General features: G+C 61.6%; 18 protein-coding genes. 9 read left to right on the top strand and 9 right to left on the bottom strand.

The genetic code is table 11. The annotated features are described in order from the left end of the window. From AC3WP7_RS07625 to AC3WP7_RS07615, 3 genes are all read right to left on the bottom strand, one after another. The gene (locus tag AC3WP7_RS07625; protein WP_102591441.1) at positions 1–702 is read right to left on the bottom strand and encodes an SDR family NAD(P)-dependent oxidoreductase; all 702 of its coding nucleotides are present in this window, start codon (positions 700–702) and stop codon (positions 1–3) included. Between the two features lie 20 nt (positions 703–722). Then, positions 723–926 (bottom strand): tautomerase family protein, encoded by a 204-nt coding sequence (locus AC3WP7_RS07620; RefSeq protein WP_016979078.1) that lies wholly within the window; start codon positions 924–926, stop codon positions 723–725. Between the two features lie 203 nt (positions 927–1,129). Beyond that, entirely contained in the window at positions 1,130–2,431 is a 1,302-nt protein-coding gene (locus tag AC3WP7_RS07615; protein WP_071492465.1) for an OprD family porin, read from the bottom strand. Positions 2,432–2,843: 412 nt separating this feature from the next. Here AC3WP7_RS07615 and AC3WP7_RS07610 point away from each other — a divergent pair, with 412 nt between their 5' ends. Continuing rightward, positions 2,844–4,931, top strand: coding sequence for a TonB-dependent receptor (locus AC3WP7_RS07610; protein ID WP_102591440.1), 2,088 nt, complete (start codon positions 2,844–2,846; stop codon positions 4,929–4,931). 64 nt (positions 4,932–4,995) lie between these two features. Here AC3WP7_RS07610 and AC3WP7_RS07605 read toward each other — a convergent pair whose 3' ends face one another. The 3 genes from AC3WP7_RS07605 to AC3WP7_RS07595 all read right to left on the bottom strand — a co-directional run bounded on the left by AC3WP7_RS07605 (position 4,996) and on the right by AC3WP7_RS07595 (position 9,574). Continuing rightward, the gene (locus AC3WP7_RS07605; RefSeq protein WP_071492466.1) at positions 4,996–5,211 is read right to left on the bottom strand and encodes a hypothetical protein; all 216 of its coding nucleotides are present in this window, start codon (positions 5,209–5,211) and stop codon (positions 4,996–4,998) included. A gap of 234 nt (positions 5,212–5,445) precedes the next feature. Next, positions 5,446–6,552, bottom strand: a complete 1,107-nt coding sequence (aguA, locus tag AC3WP7_RS07600) for an agmatine deiminase (RefSeq protein ID WP_071492467.1) — start codon at positions 6,550–6,552, stop codon at positions 5,446–5,448. Between the two features lie 121 nt (positions 6,553–6,673). After that, a complete protein-coding gene (locus AC3WP7_RS07595; RefSeq protein ID WP_102591439.1) occupies positions 6,674–9,574 on the bottom strand; it encodes an aminotransferase in 2,901 nt (966 codons plus the stop codon). 151 nt (positions 9,575–9,725) lie between these two features. On the opposite strand from AC3WP7_RS07595, the gene rfbB reads away from it, so the two are divergent. Genes rfbB through AC3WP7_RS07560 form a run of 7 tightly spaced genes read left to right on the top strand, consistent with a single transcriptional unit; the run spans position 9,726 to position 16,788 of the window. Beyond that, positions 9,726–10,808, top strand: coding sequence for a dTDP-glucose 4,6-dehydratase (rfbB, locus tag AC3WP7_RS07590; protein ID WP_092248485.1), 1,083 nt, complete (start codon positions 9,726–9,728; stop codon positions 10,806–10,808). Beyond that, positions 10,805–11,680: a glucose-1-phosphate thymidylyltransferase RfbA gene (gene rfbA, locus AC3WP7_RS07585; protein ID WP_092248488.1), complete on the top strand. Its 876-nt coding sequence runs from the start codon at positions 10,805–10,807 to the stop codon at positions 11,678–11,680. Before rfbB ends, rfbA begins: the two co-directional genes overlap by 4 nt. Then, the gene (gene rfbC / locus AC3WP7_RS07580; RefSeq protein ID WP_093513567.1) at positions 11,677–12,222 is read left to right on the top strand and encodes a dTDP-4-dehydrorhamnose 3,5-epimerase; all 546 of its coding nucleotides are present in this window, start codon (positions 11,677–11,679) and stop codon (positions 12,220–12,222) included. Before rfbA ends, rfbC begins: the two co-directional genes overlap by 4 nt. Next, entirely contained in the window at positions 12,219–13,088 is an 870-nt protein-coding gene (gene rfbD / locus AC3WP7_RS07575) for a dTDP-4-dehydrorhamnose reductase (protein ID WP_093121629.1), read from the top strand. The genes rfbC and rfbD overlap by 4 nt, the downstream gene beginning before the upstream one ends. 36 nt (positions 13,089–13,124) lie before the next feature. After that, positions 13,125–14,933 (top strand): sensor histidine kinase, encoded by a 1,809-nt coding sequence (locus AC3WP7_RS07570; RefSeq protein ID WP_093121632.1) that lies wholly within the window; start codon positions 13,125–13,127, stop codon positions 14,931–14,933. Continuing rightward, positions 14,930–16,306 carry a sigma-54-dependent transcriptional regulator gene (locus tag AC3WP7_RS07565; protein WP_071492474.1) on the top strand — a complete coding sequence of 459 codons (1,377 nt, stop codon included), beginning with the start codon at positions 14,930–14,932 and terminating at the stop codon, positions 16,304–16,306. The genes AC3WP7_RS07570 and AC3WP7_RS07565 overlap by 4 nt, the downstream gene beginning before the upstream one ends. A 26-nt stretch (positions 16,307–16,332) precedes the next feature. Continuing rightward, positions 16,333–16,788: a YiiD C-terminal domain-containing protein gene (locus AC3WP7_RS07560; protein WP_102591438.1), complete on the top strand. Its 456-nt coding sequence runs from the start codon at positions 16,333–16,335 to the stop codon at positions 16,786–16,788. Positions 16,789–16,814: 26 nt separating this feature from the next. On the opposite strand, the gene cysQ is transcribed toward AC3WP7_RS07560, so the two are convergent. Next, complete coding sequence (cysQ, locus tag AC3WP7_RS07555) at positions 16,815–17,651, bottom strand: 3'(2'),5'-bisphosphate nucleotidase CysQ (protein WP_071492476.1); 837 nt, start codon at positions 17,649–17,651, stop codon at positions 16,815–16,817. Continuing rightward, on the bottom strand, positions 17,648–18,214 hold the full coding sequence (gene nudE, locus AC3WP7_RS07550) for an ADP compounds hydrolase NudE (RefSeq protein WP_102591437.1): 567 nt from the start codon (positions 18,212–18,214) through the stop codon (positions 17,648–17,650). The genes cysQ and nudE overlap by 4 nt, the downstream gene beginning before the upstream one ends. A gap of 87 nt (positions 18,215–18,301) precedes the next feature. Here nudE and yrfG point away from each other — a divergent pair, with 87 nt between their 5' ends. Beyond that, positions 18,302–18,964 (top strand): GMP/IMP nucleotidase, encoded by a 663-nt coding sequence (gene yrfG / locus AC3WP7_RS07545; protein ID WP_092248503.1) that lies wholly within the window; start codon positions 18,302–18,304, stop codon positions 18,962–18,964. A 108-nt stretch (positions 18,965–19,072) separates the two neighbouring features. Here yrfG and lysM read toward each other — a convergent pair whose 3' ends face one another. Next, positions 19,073–19,513: a peptidoglycan-binding protein LysM gene (gene lysM, locus AC3WP7_RS07540; RefSeq protein ID WP_071492479.1), complete on the bottom strand. Its 441-nt coding sequence runs from the start codon at positions 19,511–19,513 to the stop codon at positions 19,073–19,075. Positions 19,514–19,645: the final 132 nt, after the last annotated feature.

The raw sequence follows: 19,645 nt of genomic DNA, 5'->3' as shown, positions 1-19,645 counted from the left end.
TCAGTGCCCGGCGCTTTGCCCGCCGTCGACATGCAGAATCTCGCCGGTCACAAAACCGGCGGTTTCCAGGTAGACAATTCCCTGGGCGATGTCACTCACTTCCCCCATGTGCCCGACCGGGTGCAATTGCCCGAGCGCCGCGTGGGTTTCTTCGCCGTGCATCGGCGTCTTGATGATGCCCGGGCTCACTGCGTTCACACGGATTCCACGCTTGGCGTACTCAATCGCCAACGATTTGGTTGCCGAATTCAAGCCGCCTTTGGTGAGGTTGGCGAGTACCGACGGCACGCCATCAATGGCGTGGTCAGCCAGGCTGGTGGTGACGTTGACGATGTGGCCGGCGCGGTTCTTTTCCATCTCGGCAATCGCGAGTTGAGTGATGTAGAAGAAGCCATGGAGGTTCACCGCAAGCACGTTGGCGTAGTCCGCCTGGGTGTAGGCGGTGAAGGGTTTGGCGATGAAGATGCCAGCGTTGTTGATCAGGCTGTCGATGCGCCCGAAGGTGGCCAGGGTGTCGCGGATGATGCGCTGGGCCGTGGCCGGATCGGCGATGTCGCCGGCGACGGTGAGGATGTCGGGGTCGGTGGACGGCTGGATCGAGCGCGAGGTGGCGACTACGCGGTAGTCGAGGGCACGGTAGGCCTGGACGACCGCGGCGCCGATACCTTGGGAGGCGCCGGTGATGATGACGACTTTTTTCATGAGGATGCTCCGGTAGGGATTCAGGCTTGGGATTTGCGGTATTCGGTGGTGGTGATGCCGGCGTAGCCCCAGTTATCGGTGTCGACTTCTTCGATGACGATATGGGTCAGGTCCGGGCGTTTGTGCAGGACGCGTTCGAGGGTTTCGGTAAATTCGGCGATGACCTGGGCTTTTTGCTCGGGGGTAACGCCGTCACGGGTGATGCGCAGGCTGACAAAGGGCATGGCGAGGACTCCAGTGGCCGACCATCGGGGTGATGGGCGAGCAGTGGGGCCAATTTAGGCTTGCGCTGGAAGGGGATAAAGGTGGGCCCGGTTACTTCATTAGTGATCCGATGTAACAAGTCCGCCTTGCATAGACGGGCATAAAAAAACCCCGAACCAGTCGGGGTTTTTTCGCCTGACACTCAGGCGCGACACAGGATCAATTAAAAAACGTTGATCGGGTAGTCGGCGAACAGACGGATTTCGTTACCGCCTACGTTGTAGTTGCTGGCGTTGTTGGAAACGCGCAACCAGGACGCACGCGCACGCAGGCTCAGGTCTTTGGCCGGGCCGCTCTGGACCACGTACTTGAACTGGTTCCAGATTTCACGCTCGGTGCCGTCGCCGCGGTTGGTACCGTCGTCGATGTTGGTACCCCGTACGTAGGCAACGTTGTAGGTCAGGCCCGGCACGCCGAAGGTGGCGAAATCGATGCCGTAGCCCACTTGCCACGAACGTTCGTCCTTGCCGTTGAAGTCGGACCAGTAGGAGTTGGCCAGCAGGATGGTGTTGCCACCGTCGCCGATGCCGCCAGCATTGCGGTAGCCGCCGTACAGGTAGCCGGTGTCGCCGGTGCTGCGCTGGTGAGCCACGGTGAAGCTGTGCGGGCCAACGGCCCAGGTCGCGCCCAGGCTCCAGATTTTGTTGTCGCGAGCATCTTCACTGCCTTGGTTTTCCAGGGCGAAGCTCTTGTCCAGCTTGGTTTTGTAGCCGTTGAAGTCAAAAGTCAGGGACTGCTTCTCTGGCAGGGCCAGCACGTAGTTGACGTTGACGTATTGCTTCTTCAGCACGTCCTGCATGTCGGAGGCATACAGCGCAGCGGACAGGCTTTCGGTGAATTTGTAGCTACCGCCGATGTAGTCGATGCTCTTCAGGCGACCGCTGTCGGTGCCTTCCATGCTCTTGCGCGCTTCTTTGGTGAAGTGACCCGCGTCCAGTTGCAGACCGGCAATCTCTTTGGAAACGATCGAGGTACCGGTGTAGGTTTCCGACAACAGACGGGAGTTGTCGTACTGCAGCACAGGCACGGCCGGGAACTGATCACCGTACTTGAGCACAGTGTTGGAAACGCGGAACTTGACGGCAGCGCCGCCCTTGGCCAGGTCGTGTGGTGCCGAGCCAGGGTTGTCGGCAGTGCCATTACCCGGTTTGAAGAAGTCGATACCGCCCGCGCCGGCGCGACCTTTACCACCGTCCAGGCGGATAGCGTATTGGCCGATCACGTCCACACCCACACCGACGGTGCCCTGGGTGAAACCGGACTCCAGCTTGCCGATGAAGCCTTGGCCCCACTCGGCTTTGTCTTGCTTGCCGTTTTTGTAGTCGCGGCTGATGTAGGCGTTACGTGCGGCGATGTTCAGGTGGCTGTCTTCGATAAAACCCTTGGACTGGTCCTGGTCGTTTGCCATTGCTGTCGATGCGCTCAAAATCCCCAGAGCGATCAGACTCATCCGTTGCTTCAACATTTTCTTGTATTCCTTATTCCTGGTTGAGTACGCGCTGTGACACCAGGCTCCGTAATGCTTTTTCTGGTGTCGACTGAATCCGGAAAAAAGAAGGCCCGCGGACGACTGAACATGCCGCGGGCCTTTTTTATTGGATGAGTCATGGCGGTTAGCCACAGGCGTTGGGCGCAATCCTAGTCGCGCCCGGAACTATGTGTCAATTTCGCGAATCGTCTGTATTTAGGCGAAATAATTCTAAGCCAGGGCCTACAGCCACATCGAAAGCGACAAAAAACCGCATCCGAAACGACAAAAAACACATTTAGTAACACTTTTCAAAGTCGATACGTTTGGCAATGGATAACGCGCGCAAATGCAAAGCATTACCATTAACGTGCTGTTTTTCTCCTAAACCATTCGGATACATTTCTTAATGCCTGCCCCTCGCCTGACGCCCATCACCCTTGGGCTTTCCGTTCTGCTGTCTGCCGGTTTTGCCTGCGCGGCCACCACGTTGCCCGAAACCTCGATCAGCGCCGAAGCTGACGAAGACGACCCACGCGTCAAGGAAACCAGCACCGCCACCCGCACCGCCACGCCGGTGCGTTATGTGCCCCAGGCTATCGACTTGGTAAAGACCGAAAGCCTGCGCGCCTACGGCACCAATGACCTGGGCCAGGCGTTGAGCGGCATTCCCAACGTCAGCAGCGGCGCCGATACGCGCTTCGACAGCCTGCGCATCCGGGGTTTCGACGCGAGCAACGACTTCTACCTGGATGGCATCCGCGATGACAGCCAGTACGTGCGCGACCTGCATAACATCGAGCGCATCGAAGTGCTCAAGGGGCCGGCAGCCGTACTCTACGGGCGAGGCGGTCAGGGAGGGATCGTCAACCGTGTGAGCAAACTACCTGGCGCCGGCCACAAGTCGAGTATCGAGGCCCAAGGCGGCAGCAACGATTTGCGCAGTCTGTATGCCGACCTCAGCACCGACCCCACCGATGACATCAGCCTGCGCCTGAACATGGGCAACCAGGACAATAACAGCTGGCGCGATGGCGTCAGCGGCAATCGCCAGCTGTTTGCACCGTCCATGAGCTGGCAGCTCACGCCGGGCCTGAATTGGCTGGTGCAATACGAATACAGCCGCTACAACCGCACGCCGGACCGTGGCGTTCCCGGGGTCAACGGCCGGCCGGCGGATGTGAGCCGCAGCACCACTTACTTCGACAGCCGCGACTACATCGACGACAAATCCCAGTCCCTGCGCTCCAGGCTGGCCTATGAGCTCAACGACAACTGGCAACTGCGCCAGACCCTGGGCGTATTCAAGCTCGACAGCGATTTCGACAACACCTACCAGACCGCCTACGTGCCTGCGACCAACAGCGTGACACGCCAGCGCTGGCAGCAAGACCTGACCACGCGGAACCTCTTCAACAACGTCGAACTGGAAGGCGGCTTCAGCACCTTCGGCCTGGAGCATCGTTTGCTCACCGGCCTCGAGCTGGGCAGCCAGCGCCGCGATCCCAAGCTCTACACCGCCACCGCCGTCAGCCGTGGTGGCCAGGCCGTGCCGAGCCTGGACCTCAACCAGCCCAACCGCCACCTGAGCCATAACGGGCGGATGAGCGTGTCGAGCAACAACCACACCGAAGTGGAAAGTCGTGCGGTTTATGTACAAGACCAGCTGCGCCTGAATGATCAATGGCAGCTCCTGGCCGGCCTGCGCTACGACCGTTTCGAAGTGGACACCAGGAACAAAATCCTCAACACCCAACAGGCCGTCGACAGCCACAGCACCAGCCCGCGCTTTGGCGTGGTCTGGACGCCGCTGGAACATCACTCGTTCTATGCCTCGTGGAGCAAGACGTTCTCCCCGGCCGGTGGCGGCCTGATCGGCATCACCCCTAACGCCGCCGGCAGCGTCAACGACCTGAGCCCCGAGCTGACCAAACAGAAGGAAATCGGGGTCAAGAGCGATTGGCTCGACGACCGCCTGAGCACCACCCTGGCGGTGTACGAACTGGAGCTCTACAACCGCCGCACCAGCGACCCGCTGGACCGCACCATCACCCTGCTCAGCGGCTTGCAACGCTCACGCGGCGTGGAGCTGACCGCCACCGGCAAGATCGTCGGCAATTGGTACGTTCGCGGGGGAATCGGCCTGCAGGACGCCACGGTCGTGAAGGACAACAACGGCTTTGAAGGCAAGCGCGTCAGTGATGTGGCCAAGCGCAACGGCAGCCTGTTCATCACCTGGAAACCCGAGATGGGCTGGTACGCCGAAACCGGTTTGACGCTGGTGGGGGATCGTTACGCCGACAGTCTCAACACCGTGGTGCTGCCGGGTTATGGCCGTTGGGATGCCTTGGCGGGGTTCCGCCAGAAAGAATGGGACGTGAGGGCGGCGCTGAACAATATCGCGGACAAAACCTACTATGCGTCGGCGACCAGCGTGGCGCAGATCCAGCCGGGAGAACCGCGCAGCGTGGTGGTGACTGGGACCTACAGTTTCTGAATCGAATACATCCAAAGGGTGTAGGAAGGGGCTTGCCCCCTCCCACATTTGTGCTCGGTGTTACTCAGTTTTTCAGCAGGTCGCACAACACGTGCACTTCATCCTCGCTGAACAGGCCTGCCGGGTAGCGTTCATTCATCACGCTGCGCAAGTCAGGCTGGCGCCTGATCCGTCGCGAGCCGTTTTCCTTCAACCAGAGCGCCAGTGCGGGAATCGCGTCGCCGCTGACCCGCAAGGGGTGGGCCGCACGCGTGTACATCAGGTTGATATCGGCATTCATTTCAGCGCTCTCTCCTACTGCGTGAGCGGCTAACTTACTCAAGGTTTATGACAGAACTGCGCAGTCATCACCTTGGGCCACTGTGACAGCACCGATACAAGAGCTATGCCAATGTCTCGTGTTTATAGGTATTCGGACACAAAAAAGCCCGCGACCTTGCTGGGCCGCGGGCTTGCTGTGGGCACCGGAACCGGTTGCGCCCGGCTTATCGCCTCGATGCTGTTACAACTGCACTCACTCTTTGTGCGGTGCCGGCTGCTGCTGTGTCAGACAGTGGATATTACCGCCACCCAGTAACAGTTCGCGGCCCGGCACCATCACCACTTCGTGCTGCGGGAACAGGTCCTGCAGGATCGCCTTGGCCTGGCTGTCCAGCGGGTCGTCGAAGCTTGGGGCGATGATGCCACCGTTGACGATCAGGAAGTTCACGTAGGAACCGGCCAAACGCACCGACGGATTCCGCTCCTGGGAGCCGTCAACCGGGTCGACACCGGCGCATTCTTCCTCCGTGGCGTACAGCGGCCCGGGAATCGGCATTTTATGCACTATGAACGAGCGACCCTGGGCGTCGGTGCTGCTTTGCAGCACGTCCATTGCGGCGTGGCAGCGCGCGTAGTTCGGGTCTTGTTCGTCATCGGTCCAGGCCAGCAACACTTCGCCCGGGCGCACGTAGCAGCAGAAGTTATCCACATGGCCGTCGGTTTCGTCGTTGAACAGGCCATCCGGCAACCAGATGATCTTATCCACAGCCAGGTTGGCGCTCAGCACCGCTTCGATCTCGGCCCGGCCCAGGTGCGGGTTGCGATTGCGGTTGAGCAGGCATTCTTCGGTGGTGATCAGGGTGCCTTCGCCGTCGACATGGATCGAACCGCCTTCCAGCACAAAACCTTCGGTGCGGTAGCGCGGTGCGCGTTCGATCTCGAGGATCTTGCCGCCAACCTGGGAATCGCGGTTCCACGGCGCATACAGGCCACCGTCAAAACCGCCCCAGGCGTTGAAGTCCCAGTTCACGCCGCGCACTTCGCCGCTGTTGTTGATCACGAAGGTCGGGCCGGTGTCGCGCACCCAGGCGTCATCGCTGGACATCTCCACCACGCGGATATTCGGCACATCCAGGCGTGCGCGGGCGTTTTCGTACTGGCCGGCAGATACGGCAACGGTCACCGGTTCAAAGCGTGCGATCGCCTTGGCCACGGCCACATGGGCAGCCTGCGCCGGCTTGCCGCCCAGGCGCCAGTTGTCCGGGCGCTCGGGCCAGATCATCCAGGTTTGCGTCTGTGGCGCCCATTCGGCAGGCATGTAGAAGCCATCGGCGCGAGGGGTGCTGTGCAGGGTGGTCATGGCGATCAGGACTCCGAATGGGGTAAAGGCCGACTTTATAACGGATAAAAATCGGCTTTAAAAGCGACAAAAGATCATAGCTGATGAGTATGACAGTAGTTAACCGATAACAATCGATTAATCACACCTGCTCATCCAGCACCTTCGACAGCATGTCGACAAAGAAGTCCACGCTGCGCCTCGACGTGACCATCGGCGGCTTGATCTTGAGAATGTTCAGATAGTCGCCGGTAGGCTGCATGAAAATCCCCAACTCCCGCAGGCGATCACACAGCAAAGTGGTTTCTTCGGTGGCGGGCTCCAGGGTTTGCCGGTTACGTACCAATTCCAGGCCGAGGTAAAATCCGGAACCGTGGACGGCGCCAACCAACGGATGGCGCTCGATCAGAGCTTCCAGGCGTGCCTTGAAATGCGCGCCAACCACCTGGGCGTTTTCCCACAGTTTTTCTTCTTCCATCACATCCAACACGGCCATGCCGATGCGGCAACTGACCGGGCTGCCCCCCGACGACGAGAAGAAGTAGCCCTCAGCCTCCAGCGCCTCGGCGATTTCACGCCGGGTGATGACCGCACCCAGGGGCTGGCCGTTGCCCATGCCCTTGGCCATGGTGATGATATCGGGCACCACACCCTGCTCTTCAAAGCCCCAGAAGAAATGCCCCATGCGGCCGTAACCCACCTGCACCTCATCAGCGATGCACACGCCGCCCTGGGCGCGGACAAGCTCATACACCCGCTGCAAATAGCCCGGCGGCAACGAGATGCCGCCGGCATTGCCGTACACCGGTTCACAGATGAAACCGGCCAGCTGGCGTTGGCTCGCGGCGATTTTCGCCAGGTTGTGCTCCACACTTCGTACGTAATCGGGCGCACTGTCCTGCCCGCGAAACTCGCCGCGATAGGTATTCGGTGCGGTCACCGGGTGCACCCAGTCCGGGCGGCTGCTCAAGGCCTGGGGGTTGTCAGCAATCGAGGTGGACACCGCATCCGCCGCCACCGACCAGCCGTGGTACGCCTCCAGCACGCTGAGCATGTCGCGCCCGCCGCTGTAGGCCCAGGCCAGGCGTATCGCCAAGTCATTGGCCTCGGTGCCGCTGTTGACCAGGAACACCCGGTCCATGCCTTCTGGTGCCAGCGCGAGCAAGCGCTCGGAAAACTCGGCAATCGCCGCGTAATGAAACCGCGAGTTGGTGTTGAGCAACGACCACTGCCGCGCCGCCACCGCCGCCATGCGCGGGTGGCCATGGCCAAGCACCGCCACGTTGTTGAGCATGTCCAGGTAGGAACGACCCTGCATGTCGATCAGGTGGTTGCGCCAGCCACGCTCGATGCGCGGCGGATCGACGTAATAGTGCTTTTGCGAACGGGCGAAACTGGCGTCGCGGCGGGCCAGCAGGGCCTTGGGGTCCAGCTCGGGCTCGGCGTCGCAAGCCAGCCCCAGCAGCGCGGCCGGCGATGGGCAAAGCGCTTGCCACGCCGCTGCCCGGGACGGTGCGCAGAATAGCGGTGCGGGCAAGTCAACACGGCAAAGCTGCACTGTCAGCGGGCCCTCGGCCTCACCGATCACCTGGCCCTTGAGCACCGCAGCCCCCGGCTGCAACAGCGGCTTTACACCCCATAGCCGCACGGTCGCTTCGCTGTTATGCACATGAAGTTCATCATTGGCTCCTCGTCGTACCACACCGGCAAACGGCGCTTCGACGGAAGTCCCCGATGGCACGTGCAGCTCAACGTGCAACGCAAACGTCTCCGGCTCGGTCGCACTGTCGGGCCGGGTACGCGACAAACGGTATTGCCCATAGCGGCTCGCCGCCAGCCCATGTACCGCCGCCGCATCCTGCAACAGGCGTTGATCGATGCCGGCTTGCTCCCAGTTGCCCGCCTCGAAATGCGGGCTGAGCACACCCAGGTCGATCAGCGCGAACTCGCGGCCTACCAACCCCGGCAACAAGGGCGCAAAACCTTGGCTGAGGATGGGTGCGGGTGCCTGGCCAACACGGCTGAGAATCGCCGCTTCCATCAGCTCAAACGGCACCGAGGTCGCTACATGGAAGATTTCCCACTCATGCTCGGCGTTTTTCAGCAGGTAACTGTTATGCGGATCCAGCCGTTGTTGCTGCTCGCTGCTCAAGACCAGCACCGCCGCCCGGGCGACGATCAGCGGCCATAACGCCTGTAATTCTGCGGGTTGCAAGGGCGTCACCGCATGACAAGCCTGGATTGCCGGCAAAATCGCAAAGGGATCGCCCTCGGCATGGTGCAGCAGGGCGGCGCAGGTCACCGACAGGTCGGCAATGCGCCAGGTGTGCACCAGATCGCCAAAATCGATCACGCCCTGAAGTTGCCAGTGGCGTTGCGCATCACGCTGCCACACCACATTGTCGTCGGTGATATCCATGTGCACGGCTTGCCTCGGCAGGTGGTCGGCCAGGGAGCGCATGCGGTTCCGGACCTGCTCAGCCACTTGTTCCAGTGCTTCGCGGTGGGGCAAATCTTCCAGGGTGGCCAGTAGATGCTTGATCAATTCCAGGGCATGGCGCGGGTCCCATTGCAACGTACGCTCCAGGCCCGGATGTTCGAACGACGCCAGCGCCTGGCTCATCCGACCGCACAGATCGCCGAAGCCTGCGATCACCCTGTGCCCCAAATGCGCTTGATGGGTCAACGGCTGGCCGTCGATGTAATCCAGCACCCGCACATGCAAGGTTTGGCCGTCGAGGGTCAGGGTCAGCAGTTCCTCACCGGTCAGAGCCTTGATGACCCTGGGTGCGCGCACAGCCTGCAAGGTGTTGAGCGCCGCGTGCTGGGCCTGAAGCTCAACGGCAGCGTAGTCGCCCCGGCAGATTTTCAGAACGAACCGGCCACGGGCACTGTCAACTTTGTAGTTGAGATCCTGCTGGCTGCCCAATGACTGCAAGGTGCCCGTGAGGCCATAATGCTGCTCGAGCAGTTGAGCCGCCTGATTGGGGCTTACTTGCGGGCAGGGTAGACTGGCGCGATGGATCAGGGTGGCGAGCAGCATGGGGGTGGCCTCGGTTTTTTAGGGGTGTATATCGCCATTGTTCAGGGGGCTTGCGCAACCCCCTGCGCAAACCACGCTTGCACCGCCCGGCGGCACAACTCAAGCTATGCTCCATTCACTTAATGTCCGTCTAAGGAAAAGGCCCTCCGACATGCGCATTCTCATCACCGGTGGCGCCGGTTTTATTGGCTCCGCCTTGATCCGCCACCTGATTCAGCACACCGAGCACGAAGTGCTCAACCTGGACAAACTCACGTATGCCGGCAACCTGGAATCGCTGACCAGCATCGCGTCCAACAGCCGCTACGAGTTCGTCCAGGCCGATATTGTCGACCAGGCCACTGTCAGTGCCGTACTGAAGCGCTTCGAGCCCCAGGCGATCATGCACCTGGCGGCCGAGTCCCATGTAGACCGCTCGATCGATGGCCCGTCGGACTTCATTCAGACCAATATCGTAGGCACCTACAGCTTGCTGGAAGCCACCCGCGCCTATTGGCAGACGCTCGACGAGCCCGCCAAGCGTGCGTTCCGCTTCCATCACATCTCCACCGATGAGGTGTACGGCGACCTGCATGGCGTGGACGACCTGTTCACTGAAACCACACCCTATGCACCCAGCTCACCGTATTCGGCCAGCAAGGCGGCGTCCGATCACCTGGTCCGCGCCTGGCAGCGCACCTACGGCTTGCCGGTGCTGCTGACCAACTGCTCGAACAACTACGGGCCATTCCACTTCCCCGAGAAGCTGATCCCGCTGGTGATACTCAATGCCCTCGCGGGCAAGCCACTGCCCGTCTACGGTGACGGTTTGCAGGTGCGCGACTGGCTGTTCGTCGAAGACCACGCCCGCGCATTGCTCAAAGTGGTCACCGAAGGTGTGGTCGGCGAGACCTACAACATCGGCGGACACAACGAGCAGAAGAATATCGACGTGGTACGCGGCATCTGCGCCCTGCTCGAAGAACTGGCGCCACAGCGCCCGGCCGGTGTCGAGCAGTACACCGACCTGATTACCTTCGTGAAGGATCGCCCGGGCCATGACCAGCGCTATGCCATCGATGCTGGCAAGATCGAGCGAGAGCTGGGTTGGACCCCCGAAGAAACCTTTGAAACAGGGCTGCGCAAAACCGTGCAGTGGTACCTGGATAACCTGGAATGGTGCCGCAGGGTCCAGGACGGCAGTTACCAGGGTGAACGTTTGGGCAACACCGACCTTAAGGATCTGATTGCATGATGAAGGGAATCGTATTGGCCGGCGGCTCCGGCACGCGTTTGCACCCCATTACCCTGGGCGTGTCCAAGCAGCTGCTGCCGGTGTATGACAAACCGATGATCTACTACCCGATCTCGGTACTGATGCTGGCGGGAATCAAAGATATTCTGGTGATATCCACACCGGTGGACTTGCCGCAGTATCGCAACCTACTGGGTGATGGCAGCCAGTTTGGCGTACATTTCAGTTATGCCGAACAGCCAACCCCGGATGGCCTGGCCCAGGCCTTCATAATTGGCGAGGAATTCATCGGCGATGACCCTGTGTGCCTGATCCTGGGTGACAACATCTTTCATGGTCAGCACTTCGGCGAGCAATTGCTCCGCGCCGCCAAGCGGCCGACGGGCGCTACTGTCTTCGGCTACTGGGTCAAGGACCCGGAGCGCTTCGGCGTGATCGACTTCGACAGCGAAGGCCGTGCGCTGTCCATCGAAGAAAAGCCCGCGAAGCCCAAGTCCAGCTACGCAGTGACCGGCCTGTACTTCTACGACAACGACGTGATCAAGATCGCCAAGGCAGTCAAGCCTTCGCCTCGAGGGGAGCTTGAGATTACCGACGTCAACAACGCCTACCTCAAGCGCGGCGACCTGCAGGTTGAGCGCTTTGGCCGTGGCTTTGCCTGGCTGGATACGGGGACGCACGACAGCTTGCTGGAAGCCTCGCAGTACGTGCAGACCATCGAACACCGCCAGGGTTTGAAAGTGGCCTGCCTGGAAGAAATCGCCTACGAAAATGGCTGGATCGACCGCGACCACCTGCTGGAACGCGCCAAGTATTTCGGCAAGACCGGCTATGGCCAGTACCTGTTCTCGCTGGCCGGAGAGAACAAGTGAACGTTGTTGAAACCACTTTGCCCGGCGTACTGATCCTCGAACCCAAAGTGTTCGGCGATGAACGCGGCTTTTTCTACGAAAGTTTCAATGCCCGCGCCTTTGAAGCGGCCACTGGGCTCAAGCGTGAATTCGTGCAGGACAATCATTCGCGCTCACAAAAAGGCGTGCTGCGGGGCCTGCACTACCAGCTCGAACACACCCAGGGCAAACTGGTGCGCGTCATCGCCGGGGAAGTGTTGGACGTGACCGTGGACATCCGCCGCAGCTCGCCGAACTTCGGCCAATGGGTCGGCGTGCGGCTGTCAGCACAGAACAATCGCCAGCTGTGGGTGCCGGAAGGTTTCGCCCATGGTTTCGTGGTAGTGAGCGATCACGCCGAGTTCCTGTACAAAACCACCGATTACTATCAGCCCAGCGCCGAACGCAGCATCCTGTGGAATGACCCGACGCTGGCCATCGATTGGCAGCTGACCGAAGCGCCACAGTTGTCCGCCAAGGACCAGGCAGCTAAACCCTTGATGGAAGCCGACCTGTTCCCATGAAGATCCTGATCTGTGGCCAGCACGGCCAAGTCTCCCGCGAACTGCAACAACGCCTCCAGGGCTTGGGCGAACTCATCGTCCTGGGCCGCGACCAGCTTGACCTGGCCAATGCAGAGCAGATCCGCCAGCAAGTGCGCGCCCACCGCCCCAGCCTGATTATCAACGCAGCGGCTCACACCGCTGTCGATCAGGCCGAAAGCGAACCGGACGCCGCATTTGCCATCAACGCCATCGCCCCCGGCATTCTCGCCGAGGAAGCCAAGGCCCTGGGCATCCCGTTGATCCACTACTCAACCGACTACGTGTTCGACGGCAGCAAACCGGCGCCTTACACCGAAGCCGACACGCCGAACCCGCTGGGCGTCTATGGCCAGAGCAAGCTGGCCGGCGAGCAGGCGATTGCAGCCGTAGGGGGTCAGTACCTGGTTCTGCGCACCAGTTGGGTCTACTCCAACCACGGCAAGAACTTCCTGCTGACCATGCAACGCCTGCTGCAGGAAAAACCGCAGATGCGCATCGTCGCCGATCAGATCGGCGCACCGACCTGGGCCGGTAGCATCGCCAACAGTACGCTTGCGTTGATCGAGCGCTGGCAAGCCGGCACAGCGGGGGAATGGGGGGTGTATCACCTGACCGCCCAAGGTGAAACGTCGTGGTTCGGTTTTGCCGAGGCCATCGGCGAGCATCTGCGCAAGCAGGGCAAAGCCTGTGCCGAGCTGGAAGCCATCCCGTCCAGCGCCTACCCGACGCCCGCCCAGCGTCCCTTGAACTCACGCCTCGATTGCAGCCGCTTGCAACAACAATGGCACGTCAGCCAGCCGCAGTGGCAAGACGCATTGCGCGAGTGTCTTGCACAGCAGCACTAGGCATAATGCGCCTGTACCCACAGGCGCACGACTCCCATGACTCCACCCCTCCCGCGCAGGCCCCGCTGGCGCAGCCTCGCCCTCCTGGCGCTTTGCCTGGCGCCGCTATTGTGGCCGCTGGAGCATCTGGCCGAGCGTTATTACCGCAGCGAACTGGCCGGCCAGAACCGCCAGACCCTCGACCTGTACGTCGCCAACCTGCTCGGCACCCTGCACCGCTATGAAGTGCTGCCGCAAATCCTCGGCGACCTGCCGGCCCTGCGCACCGCATTGGACGCGCCCAACGTCAGCACCAACCTGGTCAACGCCAACCTGCTGCTCAAGGAGGTCGCCGCCCAGGCCGGGGTGGAAGTGATGTACCTGATGGACACCACCGGCAAGACCCTCGCGGCGTCCAATTGGGATAAACAAGACAGCTTTGTCGGGCGCAACTTCTCGTTCCGCCCGTATTTCAGCGAAGCCATGGCCGGGCGCCTGGGGCGGTTTTTCGGCCTGGGCACTACATCGGCCAAGCGCGGTTATTTCTTCGCCGCCGCCGTACGTGATGGCGATAAAATCATCGGTGTATTGGTGGTCAAGGTCGACCTGGACCACACCGAAAGCCTGTGGGGCAACACCCCGGAACAACTGCTGGTCACCGACCATAACGGCGTGGTGATCCTGACCTCGCGCCCGCAATGGCGATTCCGCGCGACCCGTCCGCTGACCGCTGAAGAACGCCAGGCCATCATCGCCATCCAGCCCTACCCGACCCGCGACCCGCAGCCGTTGAGCCTGAGCAGCACCGCGTGGCTGCGCCAATCCACGGCCATCGCCGAAACGGGCTGGAATGTGGAAATCCTTGCGCCACGCTCGTTGATCAACCGCCCGGTGCGCACCGTGGTTGCCGTCGGCGGCGCGACGCTGCTGGTGCTGATGTTGCTGCTGGGCCTGATGATGCAACGTCGCCGTCACTACCTGGAGCGCATTGCGTTCGAAGCCAAGGCCCGCCGCGAGCTGGAAGCGCGGGTAGTCGAGCGTACCAGTGACCTGGAGGGCCTCAACCGGCGCCTGAAACAGGAAGTGCTGGAGCGCGAACACGCCCAGCAGGAGTTGGTACGAGCCCAGGACGACCTGGTGCAAGCGGGTAAACTGTCGGCGCTGGGCACCATGTCGGCGAGCATCAGTCACGAACTTAATCAGCCCCTGGCCGCCATCCGCAGCTACGCGGAAAACGCCGAAATCCTGCTCGACCATGAACGCACCGATGACGCCCGCGGCAACCTCAAGCTGATCAGCGAACTGACCGGGCGCATGGCCTCGATCATCGCCCACCTGCGCGCTTTCGCCCGTCGCGACCGCCATGCGCCCGAAAGCGTGGCCCTGCAACCGGCGCTCGACGATGCGCTGGCGTTGCTGGCCAAGCGGCGACGGTCGATGGAGGTGGAACTGATCCGCGACTTGCCGGAGGCCACCCTGTGGGTACAAGCCGGCGAAACCCGCCTGCGCCAGGTGCTGGGCAACCTGCTGGCCAACGCCCTCGACGCCCTCACCGAAAAAGGCCCGCCGCGCAGACTCTGGCTGAGTGCCGAAACCACCGAACAGGGCGTCAACCTGTACATTCGCGACAACGGCCCAGGTTTTTGCATGGAGGCCCTGGGGCGCGCCAGCGAGCCGTTCTACACCACCAAGACACGCACCCAGGGCCTGGGCCTGGGGCTGGCGATCTGCGAGACCCTGATGCGTGCCTTCGGCGGCGAACTGCTGTTTGCCAACCACAAGGAAGGCGGCGCGCTGTTAACCTTGAAATTGCGTGCCGGCTCGCCGGGCGTCAGTCTGCAACCGTCCGAGGACCGCAGTGTATGAGTATCGATAACCAGATTCAGGTGGTGTTGATCGACGACGATCCACACCTGCGTCAGGCGCTGTGCCAGACCCTGGACCTGGCCGGGCTGAAAGTCCTGCCCCTGGGCGAAGCCAGCGGCCTCACCGCACGCCTGTCACGGGACTGGCCGGGGGTGGTGGTCAGCGATATCCGCATGCCCGGCATGGACGGGCTGGAGCTGCTCGCCGAACTGCACGGCCAGGACCCGGACCTGCCGGTGCTGCTGATCACCGGCCATGGCGATGTGCCGCTGGCGGTGCAAGCCATGCGCGCCGGTGCCTATGACTTTCTGGAAAAACCCTTCGCCAGCGACGCCCTGCTCGACAGCGTGCGCCGTGCCCTGGCTCTGCGCCGCCTGGTACTGGACAACCGCAGCCTGCGCCTGGCCCTCAGCGATCGTCAGCAATTGAGCACGCGACTGGTCGGGCATTCGCCGCAAATGCTGCGCCTGCGTGAACAGATCGGCGCCCTGGCTGCGACCAAGGCCGATGTGCTGATCCTCGGCGAAACCGGCGCCGGCAAAGAGGTGGTGGCGCGTGCACTGCACGACCTGTCGAGCCGCCGCAGCGGCCCGTTCGTGGCGATCAACGCCGGGGCGCTGGCTGAATCGGTGGTCGAAAGCGAGCTGTTCGGCCACGAGCCTGGTGCCTTCACCGGCGCCCAGAAACGCCGCATCGGCAAGTTCGAGTTCGCCAACGGCGGCACCTTGTTCCTTGATGAAATCGAAAGCATGAGCCTGGACGTGCAGGTCAAACTCTTGCGCCTGCTGCAGGAGCGTGTGGTGGAGCGGCTGGGCGGCAATCAACTGATCCCGCTGGATATCCGCATCATCGCCGCCACCAAGGAAGACCTGCGCCAGTCCGCCGACCAGGGTCGCTTCCGTGCCGACTTGTATTACCGACTCAACGTCGCGCCGCTGCGTATTCCGCCGCTGCGTGAGCGGGGTGAGGATGCCTTGATGCTGTTCCAGCACTTCGCCGATGAAGCCAGCAGTCGTCACGGCCTGCCGCTGCACGAACTGCAACCGGGCCAGCGCGCCCTGCTGCTGCGCCATAACTGGCCGGGCAATGTACGCGAACTGCAAAACGCCGCCGAGCGCTTCGCACTGGGGCTGGAACTGGCACTGGATGCCACGCCGGACAACCCTGCCGCCGGCGTGTTGACGTCCACCTCGGGAGGCCTGAGCGAACAGGTCGAGCAATTCGAAAAAAGCCTGATCGCCGCTGAGCTGACCCGCCCCCACGGCTCCATGCGCAGCCTCGCCGAAGCCCTCGGCGTACCGCGCAAGACCTTGCACGACAAGCTGCGCAAGCACGGCCTGAATTTCGCCAACCAAAGCGGCGATGACGAATGACCGCTCCTACTCGCCAAGAGGCCCCCATGAACCGCGACAGCCGTTACCTGGAATCCATCCTTCACCACGACATCCCCCTCACCCGGGAAATGGGCCTCAAGGTGCTCGACTGGCAACACGGGCGGCTGGAACTGCATCTGCCCTTGCACGCCAACATCAACCACAAGAGCACCATGTTCGGCGGCAGCCTGTATTGCGGCGCAGTGCTGGGGGGTTGGGGCTGGCTGCACTTGCAACTGCGTGAAGAAGGCATCGAAGACGGGCACATCGTGATTCAGGAAGGGCAGATCAGCTATCCGCTGCCGGTCACGCGGGATGCAACGGTGGTGTGCCAGGCGCCGGAGGAGAAGGTGTGGAGGCGCTTTTTAGCGACGTACCAGCGCTATGGCCGCGCGCGCATCACGCTGGAGACGTGGGTTGTGAATGAAGGCAGCGAGGAGCGTGCAGTGGCCTTTACCGGGCAGTACGTCCTGCACCGCTGACTGCCACACCCCTCCCACCTTCCGCCTCAGGATCTGGCCAGGGTCAGCAAGCGCTCGCGCCACGCAGCCTTGGCCGGCAACGCCAAAAAGAACGGGTTCAACAACGATGCCCGCGCCGGGTAGCTGAACGGCTCACCGCTCAGCTCCAACACTTCGCCCCCCGCGCCTTCGAGTACGCCCTGGGCTGCCGCCGTGTCCCACTGCGAGGTCGGCGCCAGGCGCGGATAGCAGTCCGCACTGCCCTCGGCCAACAAACAGAACTTCAGCGAGCTGCCGATATTCGTCAGCTTCAATGCGCCCAGGCCTTCGCTCAGCCCGCCCAGCAAACGCTCCTGCTCCGCGCTGGTATGCCGACGACTCGCAACTACGGTGAACGACTCGCCCGCTGCCGGTGCTTCACGCACCTGGATCTGCTTGGGCGCTTCATTCACATCGGATCGCCAGGCACCCAAGCCGGCGCCACCGAAGTAGCAACGGCCGTTGGTGGGCATCGAGACCACGCCGAACACGACGCGGCCCTGTTCGATCAGGGCGATGTTCACGGTGAATTCTTCGCTGCCGGAGATGAATTCCTTGGTGCCATCCAACGGATCTACCAGCCACCAGCGCTGCCAGCCGGCGCGCACGCTCTGGTCGATATCGGCATCTTCTTCGGACAGCACCGGAATGCTCGGGTCCAGCGCGGTCAGGCCGGCCAGGATCAGGTGATGAGCGGCCAGGTCCGCGGCCGTCACCGGCGAGTCATCGGCTTTGGACGTAACGGCCACGTCAGCGCGCCAGTACGGCAGGATCACTTCACCGGCCTGACGGGCCAGCTCGATCACCGGGGCAATAAACGGGTGGCCTAAAAACAGTTCGCTCATGCGTTAAACGCTCCTCGCTGGGTCAACAGGTCTCGTACCAGGTACAGCGCGGCCAGGGCCCGACCTTCGCTGAATTGCTCATTTTGCGCCAGCATCGACAACTCGCGCAGGTTGACCCGGTCCACACGCAACGGCTCAGGCTCATCGCCTTCCAGGCGTTCTTCATAGAGGTCGGTGGCCAGTACCACCTGGATTTTCTGGCTCATGTAGCCAGGCGACAGCGACAGTTCCGTGAGGTGCTCCAACTGCCGTGCGCCGTAGCCCGCCTCTTCCTTGAGTTCGCGATTGGCCGCCGCCAGTACGTCTTCACCGGGCTCGATCAACCCCTTGGGCAACGACAGCTCATATTCGTCGGTGCCGCCGCAGTATTCTTCCACCAGCAACGCATGGTCTGCGTCGATCATGGCCACAATCATCACCGCGCCGTAGCCGGCACCGCGACCCACCAGGCGCTCGTAGGTCCGCTCAACGCCATTGGAGAAGCGCAATTGCACTTCCTCCACGCGGAACAAACGGCTACTGGCGACTATTTCGCGGGCGAGGACGGTGGGTTTCTGGCGCATGAGCGGCTCCTTGGCGTGATCGGGTTACTATACCGTGGCTTTTCCGATTGTCTGTGTCGGATATCTTTACTTACATGAGACCGCCCCATGCCCTCTTTGCCCTGGCACGCCATCGACACTGTCCTGCTGGACATGGACGGCACCCTGCTCGACTTGCATTACGACAACCACTTCTGGATGGAACACCTGCCCCAGCGCTACGCCGAACTGCATGGCGTGAGCCGCGCCCTGGCCGAGATGGAGTTGCAGCCGCTGTTCGAGCGTAACGCCGGACAGTTGCAATGGTATTGCCTGGACTTCTGGAGTACCGAACTGAAGATCCCGGTGCGCGAACTCAAGCTGGAAACCGCGCACCTGATCGCCCTGCGCCCGGATGCCGACACTTTCCTCGCGGCAATCAAACGGGCCGGCAAGCGCGTGATCCTGATCACAAACGCTCATCGTGATTCCCTGTCATTGAAGCTGGAACGCATTGAACTGGCGCCGTATTTCGAGCGGTTGATCAGCTCCCACGATTACGGTTTCGCCAAGGAGAACCCGCAGTTCTGGGATGCCCTGCAAGCCGATATCGGCTTCGACCCGGCAAGGAGTCTGTTTATCGATGACACCTTGCCGATCCTGCGCAGCGCCCAGGCTTTTGGCGTGGGGCATTTGCTGGCGGTGAAAGAGCCGGACAGCAAGAAGGGGCCGAAGGACACGGCGGAATTCGCGGCGGTCGACGACTACCGAGATCTCATTGCCGGACTCTGACCCCATGTGGGAGGTGGCTTGCCCCCGATTGCTGTGCATCAGAGCCACATTCAGTCACTGACACACCACCATCGGGGGCAAGCCCCATCCCACCTTTCGTCCTGCGTTTTACTCAGGAATACGCAGCGTCTGCCCTGGGTAGATTTTGTCCGGGTGCGACAACAGCGGCTTGTTGGCTTCGAAGATCTTGTTGTACTGGTTGGCGTTGCCATACACCGCCAGGGAAATCGCGCTCAGTGTGTCGCCCTTTTTCACCACGACGAAACGGGCGGCAGCCACAACAGGCCCGGAAACAGTAATCTGGTCATCCACACTGGCCACACCGGCAATGTTGCCCAGCGCCAGCAGGATCTTCTCTTTCTCTTCCTGGGTGGCGACTTCACCGGTCACGGTCACCTTGTCGCCATCCACCGTGGTCTGCACATTCGGATTACCCAGGCCCACTTTGGCCACGTGCTCCTTCAACTGCTCACTGGCGTTTGCATTACCCGGCGTCAACAGGTCGACAATCTTTTCGCCGGCTTCCTTGATAAAGCTGAAAATGCTCATAGTGCGCGCTCCTTGTTAATTGATTTCCAGATGCCCAAGACTAGACCAGTCCTACCGACTTGGGTTCCAACCCGGCAAAAGACCCAAACGCGCTAGAATCCCCCCGCCATTGGAATAAGCCCAGGAGCGAAG

Source organism: Pseudomonas sp. FW305-3-2-15-C-LB1 (genome assembly GCF_058787615.1).
The sequence above is the reverse complement of the archived record's forward strand: the minus strand, read 5'-3'. Positions and strand labels throughout refer to the sequence as shown.